The 13,592-nt window shown below is 73.5% G+C and carries 13 protein-coding genes; 7 read left to right on the top strand and 6 right to left on the bottom strand.

Annotated features, from left to right (window positions below):
- The first annotated feature begins 65 nt into the window (after positions 1-65).
- Genes ACIP93_RS20685 through ACIP93_RS20695 form a run of 3 tightly spaced genes read left to right on the top strand, consistent with a single transcriptional unit; the run spans position 66 to position 2,811 of the window.
- Positions 66-653, top strand: a complete 588-nt coding sequence (locus ACIP93_RS20685) for a sigma-70 family RNA polymerase sigma factor (protein WP_401760842.1) — start codon at positions 66-68, stop codon at positions 651-653.
- Entirely contained in the window at positions 650-1,396 is a 747-nt protein-coding gene (locus ACIP93_RS20690) for an anti-sigma factor domain-containing protein (RefSeq protein WP_401760843.1), read from the top strand. Before ACIP93_RS20685 ends, ACIP93_RS20690 begins: the two co-directional genes overlap by 4 nt.
- Positions 1,393-2,811 (top strand): cryptochrome/photolyase family protein, encoded by a 1,419-nt coding sequence (locus tag ACIP93_RS20695; protein ID WP_401760845.1) that lies wholly within the window; start codon positions 1,393-1,395, stop codon positions 2,809-2,811. The genes ACIP93_RS20690 and ACIP93_RS20695 overlap by 4 nt, the downstream gene beginning before the upstream one ends.
- 78 nt (positions 2,812-2,889) lie before the next feature.
- On the opposite strand, the gene ACIP93_RS20700 is transcribed toward ACIP93_RS20695, so the two are convergent.
- Complete coding sequence (locus ACIP93_RS20700) at positions 2,890-3,534, bottom strand: M15 family metallopeptidase (RefSeq protein WP_401760846.1); 645 nt, start codon at positions 3,532-3,534, stop codon at positions 2,890-2,892.
- A 142-nt stretch (positions 3,535-3,676) separates the two neighbouring features.
- On the opposite strand from ACIP93_RS20700, the gene ACIP93_RS20705 reads away from it, so the two are divergent.
- The 4 genes from ACIP93_RS20705 (at position 3,677) to ACIP93_RS20720 (ending at position 8,389) form a co-directional block, all read left to right on the top strand.
- Positions 3,677-4,354 carry a response regulator transcription factor gene (locus ACIP93_RS20705; protein ID WP_401760848.1) on the top strand — a complete coding sequence of 226 codons (678 nt, stop codon included), beginning with the start codon at positions 3,677-3,679 and terminating at the stop codon, positions 4,352-4,354.
- Between the two features lie 156 nt (positions 4,355-4,510).
- Positions 4,511-6,508, top strand: a complete 1,998-nt coding sequence (locus tag ACIP93_RS20710) for a molybdopterin-dependent oxidoreductase (RefSeq protein WP_401760850.1) — start codon at positions 4,511-4,513, stop codon at positions 6,506-6,508.
- Between the two features lie 66 nt (positions 6,509-6,574).
- On the top strand, positions 6,575-7,234 hold the full coding sequence (locus tag ACIP93_RS20715; protein WP_345224684.1) for a fasciclin domain-containing protein: 660 nt from the start codon (positions 6,575-6,577) through the stop codon (positions 7,232-7,234).
- A gap of 147 nt (positions 7,235-7,381) precedes the next feature.
- A complete protein-coding gene (locus ACIP93_RS20720; protein ID WP_345224683.1) occupies positions 7,382-8,389 on the top strand; it encodes an RluA family pseudouridine synthase in 1,008 nt (335 codons plus the stop codon).
- A gap of 75 nt (positions 8,390-8,464) precedes the next feature.
- On the opposite strand, the gene ACIP93_RS20725 is transcribed toward ACIP93_RS20720, so the two are convergent.
- The 5 genes from ACIP93_RS20725 to ACIP93_RS20745 form a co-directional block, all read right to left on the bottom strand.
- Entirely contained in the window at positions 8,465-11,293 is a 2,829-nt protein-coding gene (locus ACIP93_RS20725; protein WP_401760852.1) for a DEAD/DEAH box helicase, read from the bottom strand.
- A gap of 174 nt (positions 11,294-11,467) precedes the next feature.
- Entirely contained in the window at positions 11,468-12,361 is an 894-nt protein-coding gene (gene tatC / locus ACIP93_RS20730) for a twin-arginine translocase subunit TatC (RefSeq protein ID WP_401760854.1), read from the bottom strand.
- Positions 12,362-12,467: 106 nt separating this feature from the next.
- Positions 12,468-12,737: a Sec-independent protein translocase subunit TatA gene (gene tatA, locus ACIP93_RS20735; protein ID WP_345224681.1), complete on the bottom strand. Its 270-nt coding sequence runs from the start codon at positions 12,735-12,737 to the stop codon at positions 12,468-12,470.
- 251 nt (positions 12,738-12,988) lie between these two features.
- On the bottom strand, positions 12,989-13,186 hold the full coding sequence (locus ACIP93_RS20740) for a hypothetical protein (protein ID WP_345224680.1): 198 nt from the start codon (positions 13,184-13,186) through the stop codon (positions 12,989-12,991).
- Positions 13,187-13,248: 62 nt separating this feature from the next.
- Positions 13,249-13,512: a hypothetical protein gene (locus ACIP93_RS20745; protein ID WP_401760856.1), complete on the bottom strand. Its 264-nt coding sequence runs from the start codon at positions 13,510-13,512 to the stop codon at positions 13,249-13,251.
- Between the last annotated feature and the right edge of the window lie 80 nt (positions 13,513-13,592).

The following is a 13,592-nucleotide window of genomic DNA, read 5'->3' on the forward strand; positions in this document are numbered from 1 at the left end:
TCCGAATATCCGGTGGGACCGTGGGGAGTCGACCGCCCGCCCCAGCACCAGCGAAGGAAACCCGCGTGAAAGAAGCCGTCCACCTCCAAGGGGCGCCCGCGCCCGGGCCCGACGGCCTCCAGGAGCTCATCGGCCGGGTGGCCAGGGGCGACCAGGAGGCCTTCGGCCGGATGTACGACCTGGTCAGCGGGCCGGTACTGGGGCTGGTCCGCAGCGTCCTGCGCGACCCGGCGCAGTCCGAGGAGGTCGCCCAGGAGGTGCTGGTCGAGGTGTGGCGCACCGCCGCCCGCTACCAGCCGGCCCGGGGCAGCGGCATGACCTGGGTGTTGACCCTCGCGCACCGCAGGGCCGTGGACCGGGTGCGTTCCGCGCAGGCCTCCGCCGACCGCGAGCAGCGGGCCGCGCTGCTGGACCGCACCCCCGCGTACGACGAGGTCACCGAGCAGGTGGAGGCCCGTCTGGAGCGCGAGCAGGTGCGCCGCTGTCTGCGCACCCTCACCGAGCTGCAACGCCAGTCGGTGACCCTCGCGTACTACCGCGGCCTCGCCTACCGCGAGGTCGCCGAACTCCTCGGCATCCCGCTGGGGACGGTAAAGACCCGTATGCGCGACGGACTGATCCGGCTGCGCGACTGCCTGGGGGTGGGCGCATGAGCACCGCCGAACTGCACACGCTGACCGGGGCGTACGCGCTGCACGCGCTCCCCGACGACGAGCGTCTCTCCTTCGAACGCCACCTCGTCGACTGCCCCTCCTGCGCCCAGGAGGTGACCGAACTGGCCGCCACCGCCGCCCGGCTGGGCCGTGCGATGACCGAGAACCCGCCGGTCCGGATGAAGAAGGAAGTGCTGCGGCGGATCACCACCGAACGCCAGGAAGGCCCTCTGACGGTACGTCAGGGCCGCGTCCGGGGCCGGTACGGGCGGGCCGCGACCCGCTTCGCCCTCGCCGCGTGCCTGGCCGCCGCGGCCACGTTCGGCGGGATCGCCGCCTGGCAGCACCAGGTGGCCGAGGACGCCCAGCAGCAGGCGCAGACCGCGCAGCGGCAGACGGAGGCGCTGGCCGCGGTGCTCGCCGCGCCGGACGCCAGAACGACCACCGGCAGAGTGGGCGACGGGGCCTCGGCGACGGTGGTCGTCTCGCGCAGCCGCGACCGGGCCGCGTTCGTGGCCTCCGGCATGCCGACTCCGCCGCCCGGCAAGACCTACCAGCTCTGGTTCAACGACGCCGGAACGATGCGCTCCGCCGGTCTGCTGGACCCGGCGGCCACCACCGGCGCCGTCCTGCTCGACGGCCCCGTCGGCAAGGCCTCCGGCATGGGCATCACCGTCGAGCCGTCCGGCGGCTCGCCCGCACCCACCTCCGACCCCGTCGCCCTCATGGAGTTCCCGGCATGACCCGCACGACCCGCACGGCCCGTACGGCCCGCACGTCCAGCCCCGCCTCCCCGCGCATCGCCGTCGCCCTGTTCACCTCCGACCTGCGCGTCCACGACCAGCCCGTGCTGCGGTCCGCGCTGCACGGGGCGGACGAGGTGGTTCCACTGTTCGTCCTGGACGACGGGGTGCGGCGCGCCGGCTTCACCGCGCCGAACCGGCGGGCCTTCCTCGCCGACTGCCTGGCCGGCCTGGACGCCGCCCTGCGCGAGCGCGGGGGGCGGCTGGTGCTCCGTACCGGGGAGGTCGTCGACGAGGTCGCCCGCCTGGTGACCGAGACGGGCGCGACCGCCGTGCACGTGGCGGGCGGCGTCAGCGGCTACGCACAGCGCCGCGAGGAGCGGCTGCGCAAGGCGCTCGCCGCGCAGGGCTGCGAGCTGACCGTCCACGACGCGGTGATCACCGTCGTCCCGCCGGGCGCGGAGGTCCCCTCGGGCGCCGGACGCGACCACTTCGCCGTCTTCACCCCGTATCTGCGCAGGTGGGAGGCGGTGAAGCTGCGTACGGTGCTGGGTGCGCCGAGGGCGGTGCGGGTGCCGGAGTGGGTGGCGGGCGATCCGCTGCCGTCGCGGGACGCGGTGGCGGACACCTCGCCGGGGCTGGCCCGCGGCGGCGAGAAGGCGGCCCGCAAACGCCTCTCCGCCTGGCTGGCCGACGGCGTTTCCGGCTACGAGGACCGCCACGACGACCTGCCGGGCGACGCGACCTCCCGTCTCTCGCCCTTCCTCCACTTCGGCGCGCTCTCCCCGCTGGAGGCGGTGCACCGGGCGCGGCGGAAGGCGGACGCGGGTGCGGAGGCGTTCGTACGGCAGCTCGCCTGGCGGGACTTCCACCACCAGGTCCTCGCCGCGCGCCCGGCCGTCGCGCGGGCCGACTACCGCGACCGGCACGACCGCTGGCGCACGGACACCCGGGAGATCGAGGCCTGGAAGGCCGGCCGGACCGGCTTTCCGGTGGTGGACGCGGCGATGCGGCAGCTCGCGCACGAGGGCTGGATGCACAACCGGGGCCGGCTGCTGGTGGCCAGCTTCCTCACCAAGACGCTGTACGTGGACTGGCGGATCGGCGCCCGCCACTTCCTGTCGCTGCTCGTCGACGGCGACCTGGCGAACAACCAGCTCAACTGGCAGTGGGCGGCGGGCACCGGCACCGACACCCGCCCCAACCGTATCCTGAACCCGCTCGCCCAGGCCAAGCGCTTCGACCCGCACGGCGACTACGTCCGCCGGTGGGTTCCGGAACTGGCCTCCCTGCCGGGCTCCGCCGTCCACCAGCCCTGGCACCTGGCGGGCCCGGACCGCGCCCGCCTGGACTATCCGGACCCGATCGTCGACCTCTCGGAGGCCCGCGCCCGGTTCCTGTCCTCCCGCCCCTGAGGGCCCCGCTCCACCGGGGGCGGGACCCGGCCGGCAGGAGGGCGGCCCCTCCCGCCCCCGACCGGACCTCTCCGGGCCTCACCCCTGCCCCGCCGCGTCCCCCCGCATCGCCGGGCACCGCCCGCCCCCCACCTCCCGCACCTCGAAGTGCCACGGCTCATTCGCGTAGATCTGGCACAGCCCGTACCGCGCCCCCTCCCTGATCAGCCACTCGTCCGCCCGCGCCGGACCGATGTCGATCGCCTGCCCCCGCACGTGCCGCGACCCGTCCGGCGTCTCCACGAACTTCCGCGCCTCCGCCACGCTCCCGTACTTCCGCACCGCCTCGTCGAGCAGCCGCTGCTGGTACCCCCTGCTGCGCCAGCCCGACGTCACGAAGAGGTCCACCCCGTCCTGCTCGGCGTCCTTCGCCGCCGACTGCACCGCCGCCAGCAGCACCGGGTCCAGGCGGCGCAGCGCCGAGTGCCCGGTGTCGAACGGGGTGAGCTGACGGGCCACGGGTATGGACCCGTCGCCCGCGTCGGCCGCCCCGTCGCCGTTCGGCCCCACGGAGCCGGGCACGCGCGGCGGGGCCGCCACCGCCCCCCGCCCCTCCTCGCGCACCCCGGTGCCGCCGTCGGACGTCGCCGACAGGGCCACCACCCCGCTCACGCCCAGGGCCGCCGCGAGGGCCAGTGCCCCGGCCGCCGTCCAGCCCGCCCGTCCCCGATCCGTCTCGCGCATGCCGTCCTCCGTCGAGCCGTCGTCGTAGGGCTCCAGTGCAGTCGTCGCGGTGTCGCTGGGGCGTCTCGGATTCCCGATACGTTTTCGACAGGCCCCGCGTCGTTCAATGGACCGGAGTGCGCCGACCGAGGAGAGGCCGCAGATGCGGGTGCTGATTGTCGAGGACGAGCCGTACCTGGCGGAGGCGGTGCAGGCGGGGCTGCGCCTGGAGGCCATCGCCTCCGACATCGCGGGCGACGGCGACACGGCCCTGGAGCGCCTCGACGTGCACACGTACGACGTGGTCGTCCTGGACCGCGACATCCCCGGCACGCACGGCGACGAGGTGTGCCGCACGATCGTGGCGCGCGAGCTCGGCTGCCGGGTGCTGATGCTGACGGCGGCGGCCCACCTGGACGAGAAGGTCACCGGGTTCGAGCTGGGCGCGGACGACTACCTCACCAAGCCCTTCGACCTGAAGGAACTGGTCGTACGGCTGCGCTCGCTGGCCCGCCGCCCCAAGGCGAGCACACCGCCGGTGCTGGAGACCGGGGACCTGCGGCTCGACCCGTTCCGCCGGGAGGTGTTCCGGGCCGGGCGCTACATCTCGCTCACCCGCAAGCAGTTCGCGGTGCTGGAGGTGCTGATGGCCGCCCGGGGCGGGGTGGTCAGCGCGGAGGTGCTGCTGGAGAAGGCGTGGGACGAGAACGCCGACCCGTTCACCAACGCGGTGCGCATCACCATCTCGACCCTGCGCAAGCGCCTCGGCCCCCCGTGGGCGATCCACACGGTGCCGGGCGTCGGCTACCGGGTCGGCGAGGGACCGGACCCCACCGCCTGACCGCCCCCGCACCGGTGACGGCGGCGCCGGTCCCGCACGCGTCGACCGGGCGACGAACCCCGGTTCATTCGGAGCCGCGAACCCGCTGGATTGGTCCGTCCCCCCGAAAGGAGGAAGAGAATCTTCTGACCAATCCGCCCGCCCCCGCAGCCCCGAATGGGTTGCGTGAGCGGAAAAACACGCACCATCGCAAGCGCGGCCGGCGGCCTGGTCGCCGCCTTCGCGTCGCTGTGCGCCGCCGAACTGGCGGCTGCGGCGGTACGGCCCGAGGCCGGACCCGTGACGGCGGTCGGCGGGGCGGTCGTGGACCGCACCCCCTCCGCGGTGAAGGACTTCGCGGTCCGCACCTTCGGCACGGCCGACAAGCTGGTCCTCCAGCTGGGCATCCTGGTGCTGCTGGCGGTGTTCGCACTGGCCGTCGGGCTCCTGTCGGCCCGCCACCGGCGCACCGCGGCCCTGCTGGTCTTCGCCTTCGGCGCGCTCGGCGCGTGGGCGGCGGTGTCCCGGCCGGAAGGCCGCCCGCTGGACGCGCTGCCGTCGCTGCTGGGCGGACTGGCGGGCGCGGGCGTACTCCTGCTGCTCACCTCACAGCTCGGCGCGGCGCGGGGACCGGGGGCGGACGTCGCGTCCGCGCCCGACGCGCTCGCCGTACAGCCGGGCACGCGTCCGTCTCCCGCGGCTGGGGAGCAGGACGCGGAGCCCCGGACCGGGCCGGACGCCGACCCGGGGAACGTGGGCTCCCCGCCCTCGGCCCCGGCCCGGCCCGAGGCGGCCGGGAGCCCGTCGGAGGAAAACCTCCCGGCCGCCGCCCGGCTCCCCGCGCGGAACACTGCGGGTCCCGCGCGGAAGCCGGGGCAGGGCGCCGACGGACCCGAGGGGGAGCCGGCACCCAGCACCCCGACGCCCGCCCCGGCCCGCCCCGATGCCGCGCAACCGCACAACATGCACCCGCACGGGACCCCCACGCCCCGCGCCGGCACCGCGGACACGGACGGCGCGCCCCCGGCTTCCCCCGACTTCTCCGCGACCGAAGCGGAGGGCCTCCGGGCGGCCGCCCTGCGTCCCTTCAACCGGCGTGGCTTCGTCCTCACCGCGTCCACCGCCGTCGCGGTGTCGGCCGGTGCCGGTCTCCTCGGCCGCCGGCTGAACTCCGGCCGCCAGGCCGACGCCGCCGCGGCCCGCTCCCGCATCGCGCTGCCCGCCCCCGCCGACCGGGCCCGTCCCGTCCCGGCCGGAGCCGAGCTCCGCGTCCCGGGCCTGGGCCCGCTGACCACCCCCAACCGTGACTTCTACCGCGTCGACACCGCGCTGGTGGTCCCGCGCCCCGACCCCGACCGGTGGCGTCTCACCCTCCACGGCCTCGGCGTCGCCAAGCCGCTGACGTACACCTACGAAGACCTGCTGCGCCGCCCCCTCGTCGAACGCGACATCACCCTGACCTGCGTCTCCAACCAGGTCGGCGGCCCCTACGTGGGCAACGCCCGCTGGCTCGGGGTGCGGCTGGCCGACCTCCTGCGCGAGGCCGGGGTGCGGCCGCCCTCCGACGGCGGACCGGCCGACCAGCTCGTCGCCCGCTCGGTCGACGGCATGACGCTCGGCTCCCCCGTCGAGACGGTGATGGACGGCCGCGACGCCCTCCTCGCCGTCGGCATGAACGGCGAGCCGCTGCCCTTCGACCACGGCTTCCCCGTGCGGATGCTGGTGCCCGGCCTGTACGGATACGTATCGGCCTGCAAGTGGCTCCGCGACCTCGAACTCACCACCTTCGACACGTTCGACCCGTACTGGGTGCGCCGCGACTGGGCCCGCGAGGCGCCGATCAAGACGCAGTCGCGGATCGACACCCCGCGCCCGTTCGCCTCGCCGAAGGCGGGCCGGATCATGGTCGCCGGAGTGGCGTGGGCCCAGCACCGGGGCATCGCCCGGGTGGAGGTGCGGGTCGACGGCGGCCCCTGGCAGGACGCCTCACTGGCCGCCGAGACCAGCCGCGACACCTGGCGGCAGTGGAGCTGGCCGTGGCAGGCGGCTCCCGGAAGCCACTCCCTCGAAGTCCGCGCGACGGACCGCGAGGGCGACACCCAGACGGAGCGCCGCGTCGGGACGGTCCCCGACGGCGCGACCGGCCTGCACTCGGTGGTGGTCTCCGTGACCTGACACCGCCACCACCGCACCGACCACCTTTCACACCCCCCTTTGCAAGCACCCTTCAAGGAGAACGTCATGAGCAGCATCCGCACCACCATCGCCCGTCGCGCCGCCCTCGCCGTGTCGGCGGCGGCGATCCTCCCGCTCGCCCTGACCGGCTGCTCGGACGGCGGCAAGTCCGCCGACGCCACCGGTTCCAAGGCGACGCCCACCAAGGAGGCCAGCATGGACTCCACCCCGTCCGACGCGGCGCCGATGAGCGGCCCGTTCGGCCCGGGCTGTGCCGGGGTCCCCAAGGAGGGCAAGGGCAGCTTCGACGGCATGGCCAAGGACCCGGTCGCGACCGCCGCGTCGAACAACCCGGCCCTGTCCACCCTGGTCACCGCCGTGAAGAAGGCCGGCCTGGTCGACACCCTCAACAACGCCGAGAACATCACGGTGTTCGCGCCGACCAACGACGCCTTCGCCAAGCTCCCCAAGGCCGACCTGGACGCCGTCCTCGCCGACAAGGCCAAGCTCACCAGCATCCTCACCTACCACGTGGTCGGCCAGAAGCTGACCCCGAAGCAGCTGGAGTCGGGCACCTACCCGACCCTCCAGAAGTCCACCCTGACCACGGCCGGCTCCGGCGAGTCGTACAAGGTCAACGACGCGTCCTCCGTGGTCTGCGGCAACGTGCCCACGGCCAACGCGACCGTCTACATCGTCGACACCGTCCTGATGCCGAAGGCCTGACCTACAGCCGGTACGTCCGCCCCGCGGACGACGCACGGGACGCGCCCTTCGAGCACCGGCTCGGAGGGCGCGTCCCGTGCGCGGGAGGGAGCAGGGCGGGGGACGCCCGTCGCGTCGCCTCCCGGCCCCCATACCCTTGCTCCCACCATGACCCGCAGATCCCGCCCCCGCACCACACCCCCCTCGCCCCTCCCCCAGCACCTGGGCATCGACCCCGTCCACCTGAAGCTCCCGCCCGCCGCCGGCGACGCCGACGCCCGGAGCGGTCTCCAGGGCGCCGCCCCGTCCACCGTCCGCGCCCACCTCCTCACCCGCCTCGCCGCTGCGGGCCCCGGCACCGTCGACCGCATGTTCGCCGACGGCGCGTTCGTCACCGCCGACGGCACTCCGCTCCCCCCGGACGCCCCCTACGTCCCCGGCCTCCACCTGTGGTTCCACCGCGAACTCGCCCCGGAAACCCCGGTCCCGTATCCGGTCGACGTGCTCCACCAGGACGCCCGCATCCTGGTCGCCGACAAGCCGCACTTCCTCGCCACCACCCCCCGCGGCAGCCACATCGCCCAGACCGCCCTGGCCCGGCTCCGCCACGACCTGGGCCTGCCCGCCCTCAGCCCGGCGCACCGCCTGGACCGGCTCACCGCCGGCCTGGTCCTCTTCGTGGTCGACCCGGCCGCCCGGGGCGCGTACCAGAACCTCTTCCGCGACCGCCGGGTCCGCAAGCGGTACGAGGCGCTGGCGGCGTACGAACCGGCCGTCGGCCTGCCCCGCACCCTCCGCAGCCGCATCGAGAAGACCCCCGGCGTCGTCGCCGCCCGCGAGGTCCCCGGCGAGCCCAACAGCGAGAGCCACATCGAGCTCGTCGAGCACCGGGCCCGCCTCGCCCGCTACCGCCTCACCCCCCACACCGGCCGCACGCACCAGCTCCGCGTCCACATGAACGCCCTGGGCCTGCCGATCCTCGGCGACCCCTACTTCCCCGCCCTCACCGACCCCGCCCCGGACGACTTCAGCAAGCCGCTGCAACTCCTCGCCCGCACCCTGGAGTTCACCGACCCGATCACGGGCGCCCGGCACCGCTTCGAGTCCCGGCGCACCCTCCAGGCGTGGACCGACCCCGAGGGTTGGGCCGCCGGCCCGCGGCAGCCCGCCCCCTGACGGACGAAGGGCCCCGGTCAGAAACTTCCCGACCGGGACCCACGCACCGCACGCTGCGGGCACTGTCCGAAGGCGTCAGCCCACGGAGCTGTACGCCACCACGCCCCGCAGCACCGCTTCCACCGCCTTGCGGGCGTTCTTCGCCACCGTGCTGCCCCCGCTGGAAGCGGGCGCGGCGGCCGCGACCTGGCCGAGCACGTCGATCACCTGCTTGCACCAGCGCACGAAGTCACCGGCCGGCATCTCCGCCTCGCGCAGCACTTCGTCGAGGCCCTTGCCGGAGGCCCACAGGTACACCGCCCAGGCGAACCCGAGGTCGGGCTCGCGCTGGCCGACGCCCTCGGTCTGGTTGATCCGGTGGTCCTCCTCCAGGGCGTCGAGCCGCCCCCAGATGCGGACCATCTCGCCGAGCGCCTCCTTGGCCGCCCCGGCCGGCACCTTCGGCGCCACCGCGTCGTCCGCCTGCCGCGCCTCGTACACCAACGCCGAGACGCACGCCGCCAGTTCAGCGGGGTTCAGGCCCTCCCAGACCCCGTCCCGCAGACACTCCGACGCGAGCAGGTCCAGCTCCCCGTACAGGCGGGCCAGTCGCTTGCCGTGCTCCGTCGCCTCGTCACCGCGCAGGTAGTCCAGTTCGGTGAGCAGCGCGTAGATGCGGTCGAAGGTGCGGGCGATGGTGTTCGTCCGGCCCTCGATGCGCTGTTCCAACTGCCGGGTGTCCCGCTGGAGGCGGTAGTACCGCTCCGCCCACCGGGCGTGGTCCTCGCGCTCGTCGCACCCGTGGCACGGGTGGGCGCGCAGCGCGGTCCGCAGCCGGGCGATCTCCCGGTCGTCGGCCGCCGCCGCCCGCCCCCTGCGGTGCCGCTCGGGCGTGATGTGCCCGGCCTTGGTGCGGAGCTGGGACGCCAGGTCCCGGCGCGACTGCGGGGAGCGCGGGTTGAAGGACTTCGGGATGCGCATCCGCTCCAGGGCCTCCACCGGCACCGGGAAGTCGATCTCCGCCAGCCGCTTGACCTGCCGCTCGGCGGTGAGCACCAGCGGGCGCGGCCCGTCGTGGTGCTCCAGGCCCCGCCGGTGGCCGTTCGTGCGTCCCGCCGGGACCCCCGGGTCCAGGACCAGCGCGAGGCCCGCGAACTTCCCCGTCGGCACGTGGATGATGTCGCCGACCTTCAGCTTCTCCAGCGAGTCGGCCGCCGCCACCCGCCGCTGGGCCGCGCCCTGCTTGGCCAGTTCCGTCTCGCGGTCCTTGAGGTCGCGCCGCATCGCCGCGTACTCCTGGAAGTCCCCGAGGTGGCAGGTCATGCCCTGCTCGTAACCCTCCAGGCCCTCCTCGTTGCGCCGCACCTGCTTGGCGATGCCGACGACCGACTTGTCCGCCTGGAACTGCGCGAACGACGTCTCCAGCAGCTCCCGCGACCGGTGCCGGCCGAACTGCTGGACCAGGTTGACCGCCATGTTGTACGACGGTTTGAAGCTGGAGCGCAGCGGATACGTGCGCGTGCCGGCGAGTCCCGCCAGGGCCTGCGGGTCCATGCCGCGCTGCCACAGCACCGCCGCGTGCCCCTCGACGTCGATGCCCCGCCGCCCGGCCCGGCCGGTGAGCTGCGTGTACTCGCCGGGGGTGATGTCGGCGTGCTGCTCGCCGTTCCACTTGACCAGCTTCTCCAGCACCACGGACCTGGCGGGCATGTTGATGCCGAGGGCCAGGGTCTCCGTCGCGAAGACCGCCTTCACCAGACCCCGTACGAACAGCTCCTCGACGACTTCCTTGAAGGTCGGCAGCATGCCCGCGTGGTGGGCCGCGATGCCCCGCTCCAGGGCCTCCAGCCACTCGTAGTACCCCAGTACGTGCAGGTCCTCGCCGGGAATGGACGCCGTGCGCTCCTCGACGATCTCGCGGACCTGCTGCCGGGCGTCCTCGTCGTTGAGCCGCAGTCCCGCGTACAGGCACTGCTGGACGGCGGCCTCGCAGCCGGCCCGGCTGAAGATGAACGTGATCGCGGGCAGCAGCCCGGCGGAGTCCAGGCGTTCGATGACCTCGGCGCGGCCCGGTGTCCAGATCCGCGTGCGCTGGCGGCGCTCGCGCTCCCGGTCGGCCTCGCGGACCGTCTTGCCCTTGCGGCGGTCGCGCGGGTTGTACGTCCTCTGGTTCTCCATGCGGGCCATGCGCAGCAGGTCGGGGTTGACCTCGCGGCGGCCGCCGCGCCCGTCGTCGGACTCCTCGAAGAGGTCGTACATCCGGCGCCCGGCCAGCACGTGCTGCCACAGCGGCACGGGCCGGTGCTCGGAGACGATGACGGCGGTGTCGCCGCGCACGGTGTCCAGCCAGTCGCCGAACTCCTCCGCGTTGGACACGGTCGCCGACAGCGACACGAGCGTCACCGACTCGGGGAGGTGGATGATCACCTCCTCCCACACGGCCCCGCGGAAGCGGTCGCTGAGGTAGTGCACCTCGTCCATGACCACGTAGGCCAGGCCCAGCAGCGACTGGGAGCCCGCGTAGAGCATGTTGCGCAGCACCTCGGTGGTCATGACCACCACGGGCGCGTCCGAGTTGACGCTGTTGTCACCGGTCAGCAGTCCGACCTTGTCGGCGCCGTAGCGCTTCACGAGGTCCTGGTACTTCTGGTTGGACAGCGCCTTGATGGGCGTGGTGTAGAAGCACTTGCCGCCCTGCGTGAGGGCGAGGTGCACGGCGAACTCGCCGACGATCGTCTTGCCCGAGCCGGTGGGCGCCGCGACCAGCACTCCCTTGCCCGCCTCCAGCGCCTCGCAGGCCTCGATCTGGAAGGGGTCCAGGTCGAAGTCGTACATGGCGCGGAAGGGGTGGAGCGCGGTGGCCTCCTCGGCGGCGCGGATCCGGGAGGCGGCGTATCGCTCGGCTGGTGAGAGGTCCTCTGTCATCTTGTCTTCGAGCCTACCCGTCACCTGTGACAGTCAGCCCGATCTTTAATGACCGACGGACACGGCCGCCCCGCCCCGGGCGTCGGCGGCGTCGCCGTCCGGGACACGTGGGCCCGGGGGCCGGCGCCCGGCACGAAGAGGCCCCCCGGACGTCGTCCGGGGGGCCATGTGCGATCAGGTGATGTCGTCGTAGCCGTTGAGCTGCCGTGGCCCCTTGGCCCCCGCCTGCTCCGGCAGCATCCGGGAGGCGGCGACCGGTTCGACCTCGTGGTCCAGGGGTTCGGGCGTGAGGTCCAGGTGCGAGGCCTCGTCGTCGTCCAGACCCGCGTCGGGATCGCGGCGGGCCCGCCGCTTGTCGTTGAGCAGCGAGAAGATCACCGCGACGAAGTAGAGGACGGCGATCGGTCCGGCCAGGGCCAGCATGCCGACGGGGTCGGTCGTGGGTGTGATCACCGCGCCGAAGACGAAGACGCCCATGATGACGAAGCGCCACCACTTGAGCATGGTCCTGCCGGTGAGGACACCGGTCATGTTGAGCATGATCAGAATCAGTGGCAGCTCGAAGGAGACACCGAAGACGAGCACCATGCGCAGCGTGAAGTCGAGGACGTCGCCGAGCGAGAGAATGTTCGCCGACCCGGCGGGGGTGAAGCTGATGAGCACCTTCACGCTGACCGGGAGGATCAGGTACGCCAGGTAGGCGCCGCCCGCGAAGAGCGGCACGGCGGCACCGACGAAGGCGTAGGTGTACTTCTTCTCGTTCCGGTGCAGGCCCGGCGCGACGAACGCCCACAGCTGGTACAGCCAGATGGGACTGGACGCCACGAGCCCGACGGTCAGGCTGACCTGGATCGTCACGCTGATCGGCGCCATCAGCGAGTTGAAGGCGACGATGGCGCAGTTGCCGCCGCTGCTCGTCGCGCCCGGCGGGCAGGCGGGCACCGGCTTCGTGATGAACTCGAGCACCTTCTGGCTGAAGACGAGCGCCACGATGGTTGCCACCAGAATGGCACCCACGCCCTTGGCGAGCCGGTTGCGGAGCTCGCGCAGGTGCTCCACGAGGGGCATCCGGCCCTCGGGATCCTTCTCCGTCTTACGGGCAGACTTGAGCAACCCACGTCCTCATCTCGTGCGGCGGCAGGTCACCACGTGCGGCGCCTGCGGCAGACCTGGGTCAGCGCTGGGTGTCGGTCGGCTCGGCCACGGGACGCGAGCTGGTCACGTCGCCCGGAGCGGCCTTGATCGTCCGGGGGGCCTCGACCACCGGGCCCTGCGGCTCCGCAGCGGGCTCGGGCGCGTCGTCCTTCTTCATCGCCTTGGCCTCGCTCTTGAGGATACGAGCGGACTTGCCCAGCGAACGCGCCATGTCCGGAAGCTTCTTGGCGCCGAAGAGCAGGAGGAGGACCACAATGATCAGTACGATTTCGGGGGCACCGAGGTTCATGTTGCTTCCTTCTTCACCGAGGCGACAGGGGGTCTGGCACTCGACCGGCCGGACGCTTGTCCGGTCGCCGCGCTGTCAGCGATCGTAACCCGCAGGGGTAAACTCCGAGCAATCCCTGTGCGTCGCCCTGGTTGCGGCCCGTCGCCTCGTTCGGGGCCGCATTTCGAGCGTACCGCCCATGCCACCACGAGCGGCAGCCACCCGACGTGCCCGCCACGAGACGTCGCGGTCCGCACCCGGGCCTTCCGGGCCTACCGCAGGGCGTCCCCCGTGCGCGCCAGCCCCTCCGCCGACCGCTCCAGGTCCTCCGCCGCCACCGTGATCCGCTGCGAGGACTCGGCGACCTGCCGCCCCAGACGACGGACTTCGACGAAGACCCGGACCGCCAGCACGCCGAGCACGGCGAGTCCGAGGAAACCGAGGGCGATGGCGAGCATGGGCCAGAACATGGAAGGAGCCTAAGGGGTCGCACGCGGTCGCAACGCCGCGCGGAGGCGGCGCGGCCGGGACGTCAGAGCGCCGAGTGGAGGCGCAGCGTCCGCACCCCGCCCCGGGTGAGGAGTTCCACGATCCGCTCCCCGGCCGGCTTGCGGACCGCGTTCCCGCACTCCGGGCAGGTGAAGGAGTAGAAGGTGGTGCGGCGGCTGCCGCCGATCGCCAGCCGCAGCCCGTCGGCGTCCAGCTCGAAGCGGGCCCGGCAGTCCGGGCAGGCCGCCTTGAAGAGGACCGCCTCCGGTGCGGCGGCCGCTGGATAAGGACCAGACATCACTGACATGTCCCAGCTCTCCTTGGTGGTTCCGTCACACCGGGCGGGCCCGCCCCCACGCGCCCGCCCGCACCCGTCCCGCCCCCGCG

It is taken from the genome of Streptomyces sp. NPDC088745 (assembly GCF_044751045.1).
In the GTDB taxonomy this organism is placed as follows: Bacteria; Actinomycetota; Actinomycetes; order Streptomycetales; family Streptomycetaceae; genus Streptomyces; species Streptomyces cremeus.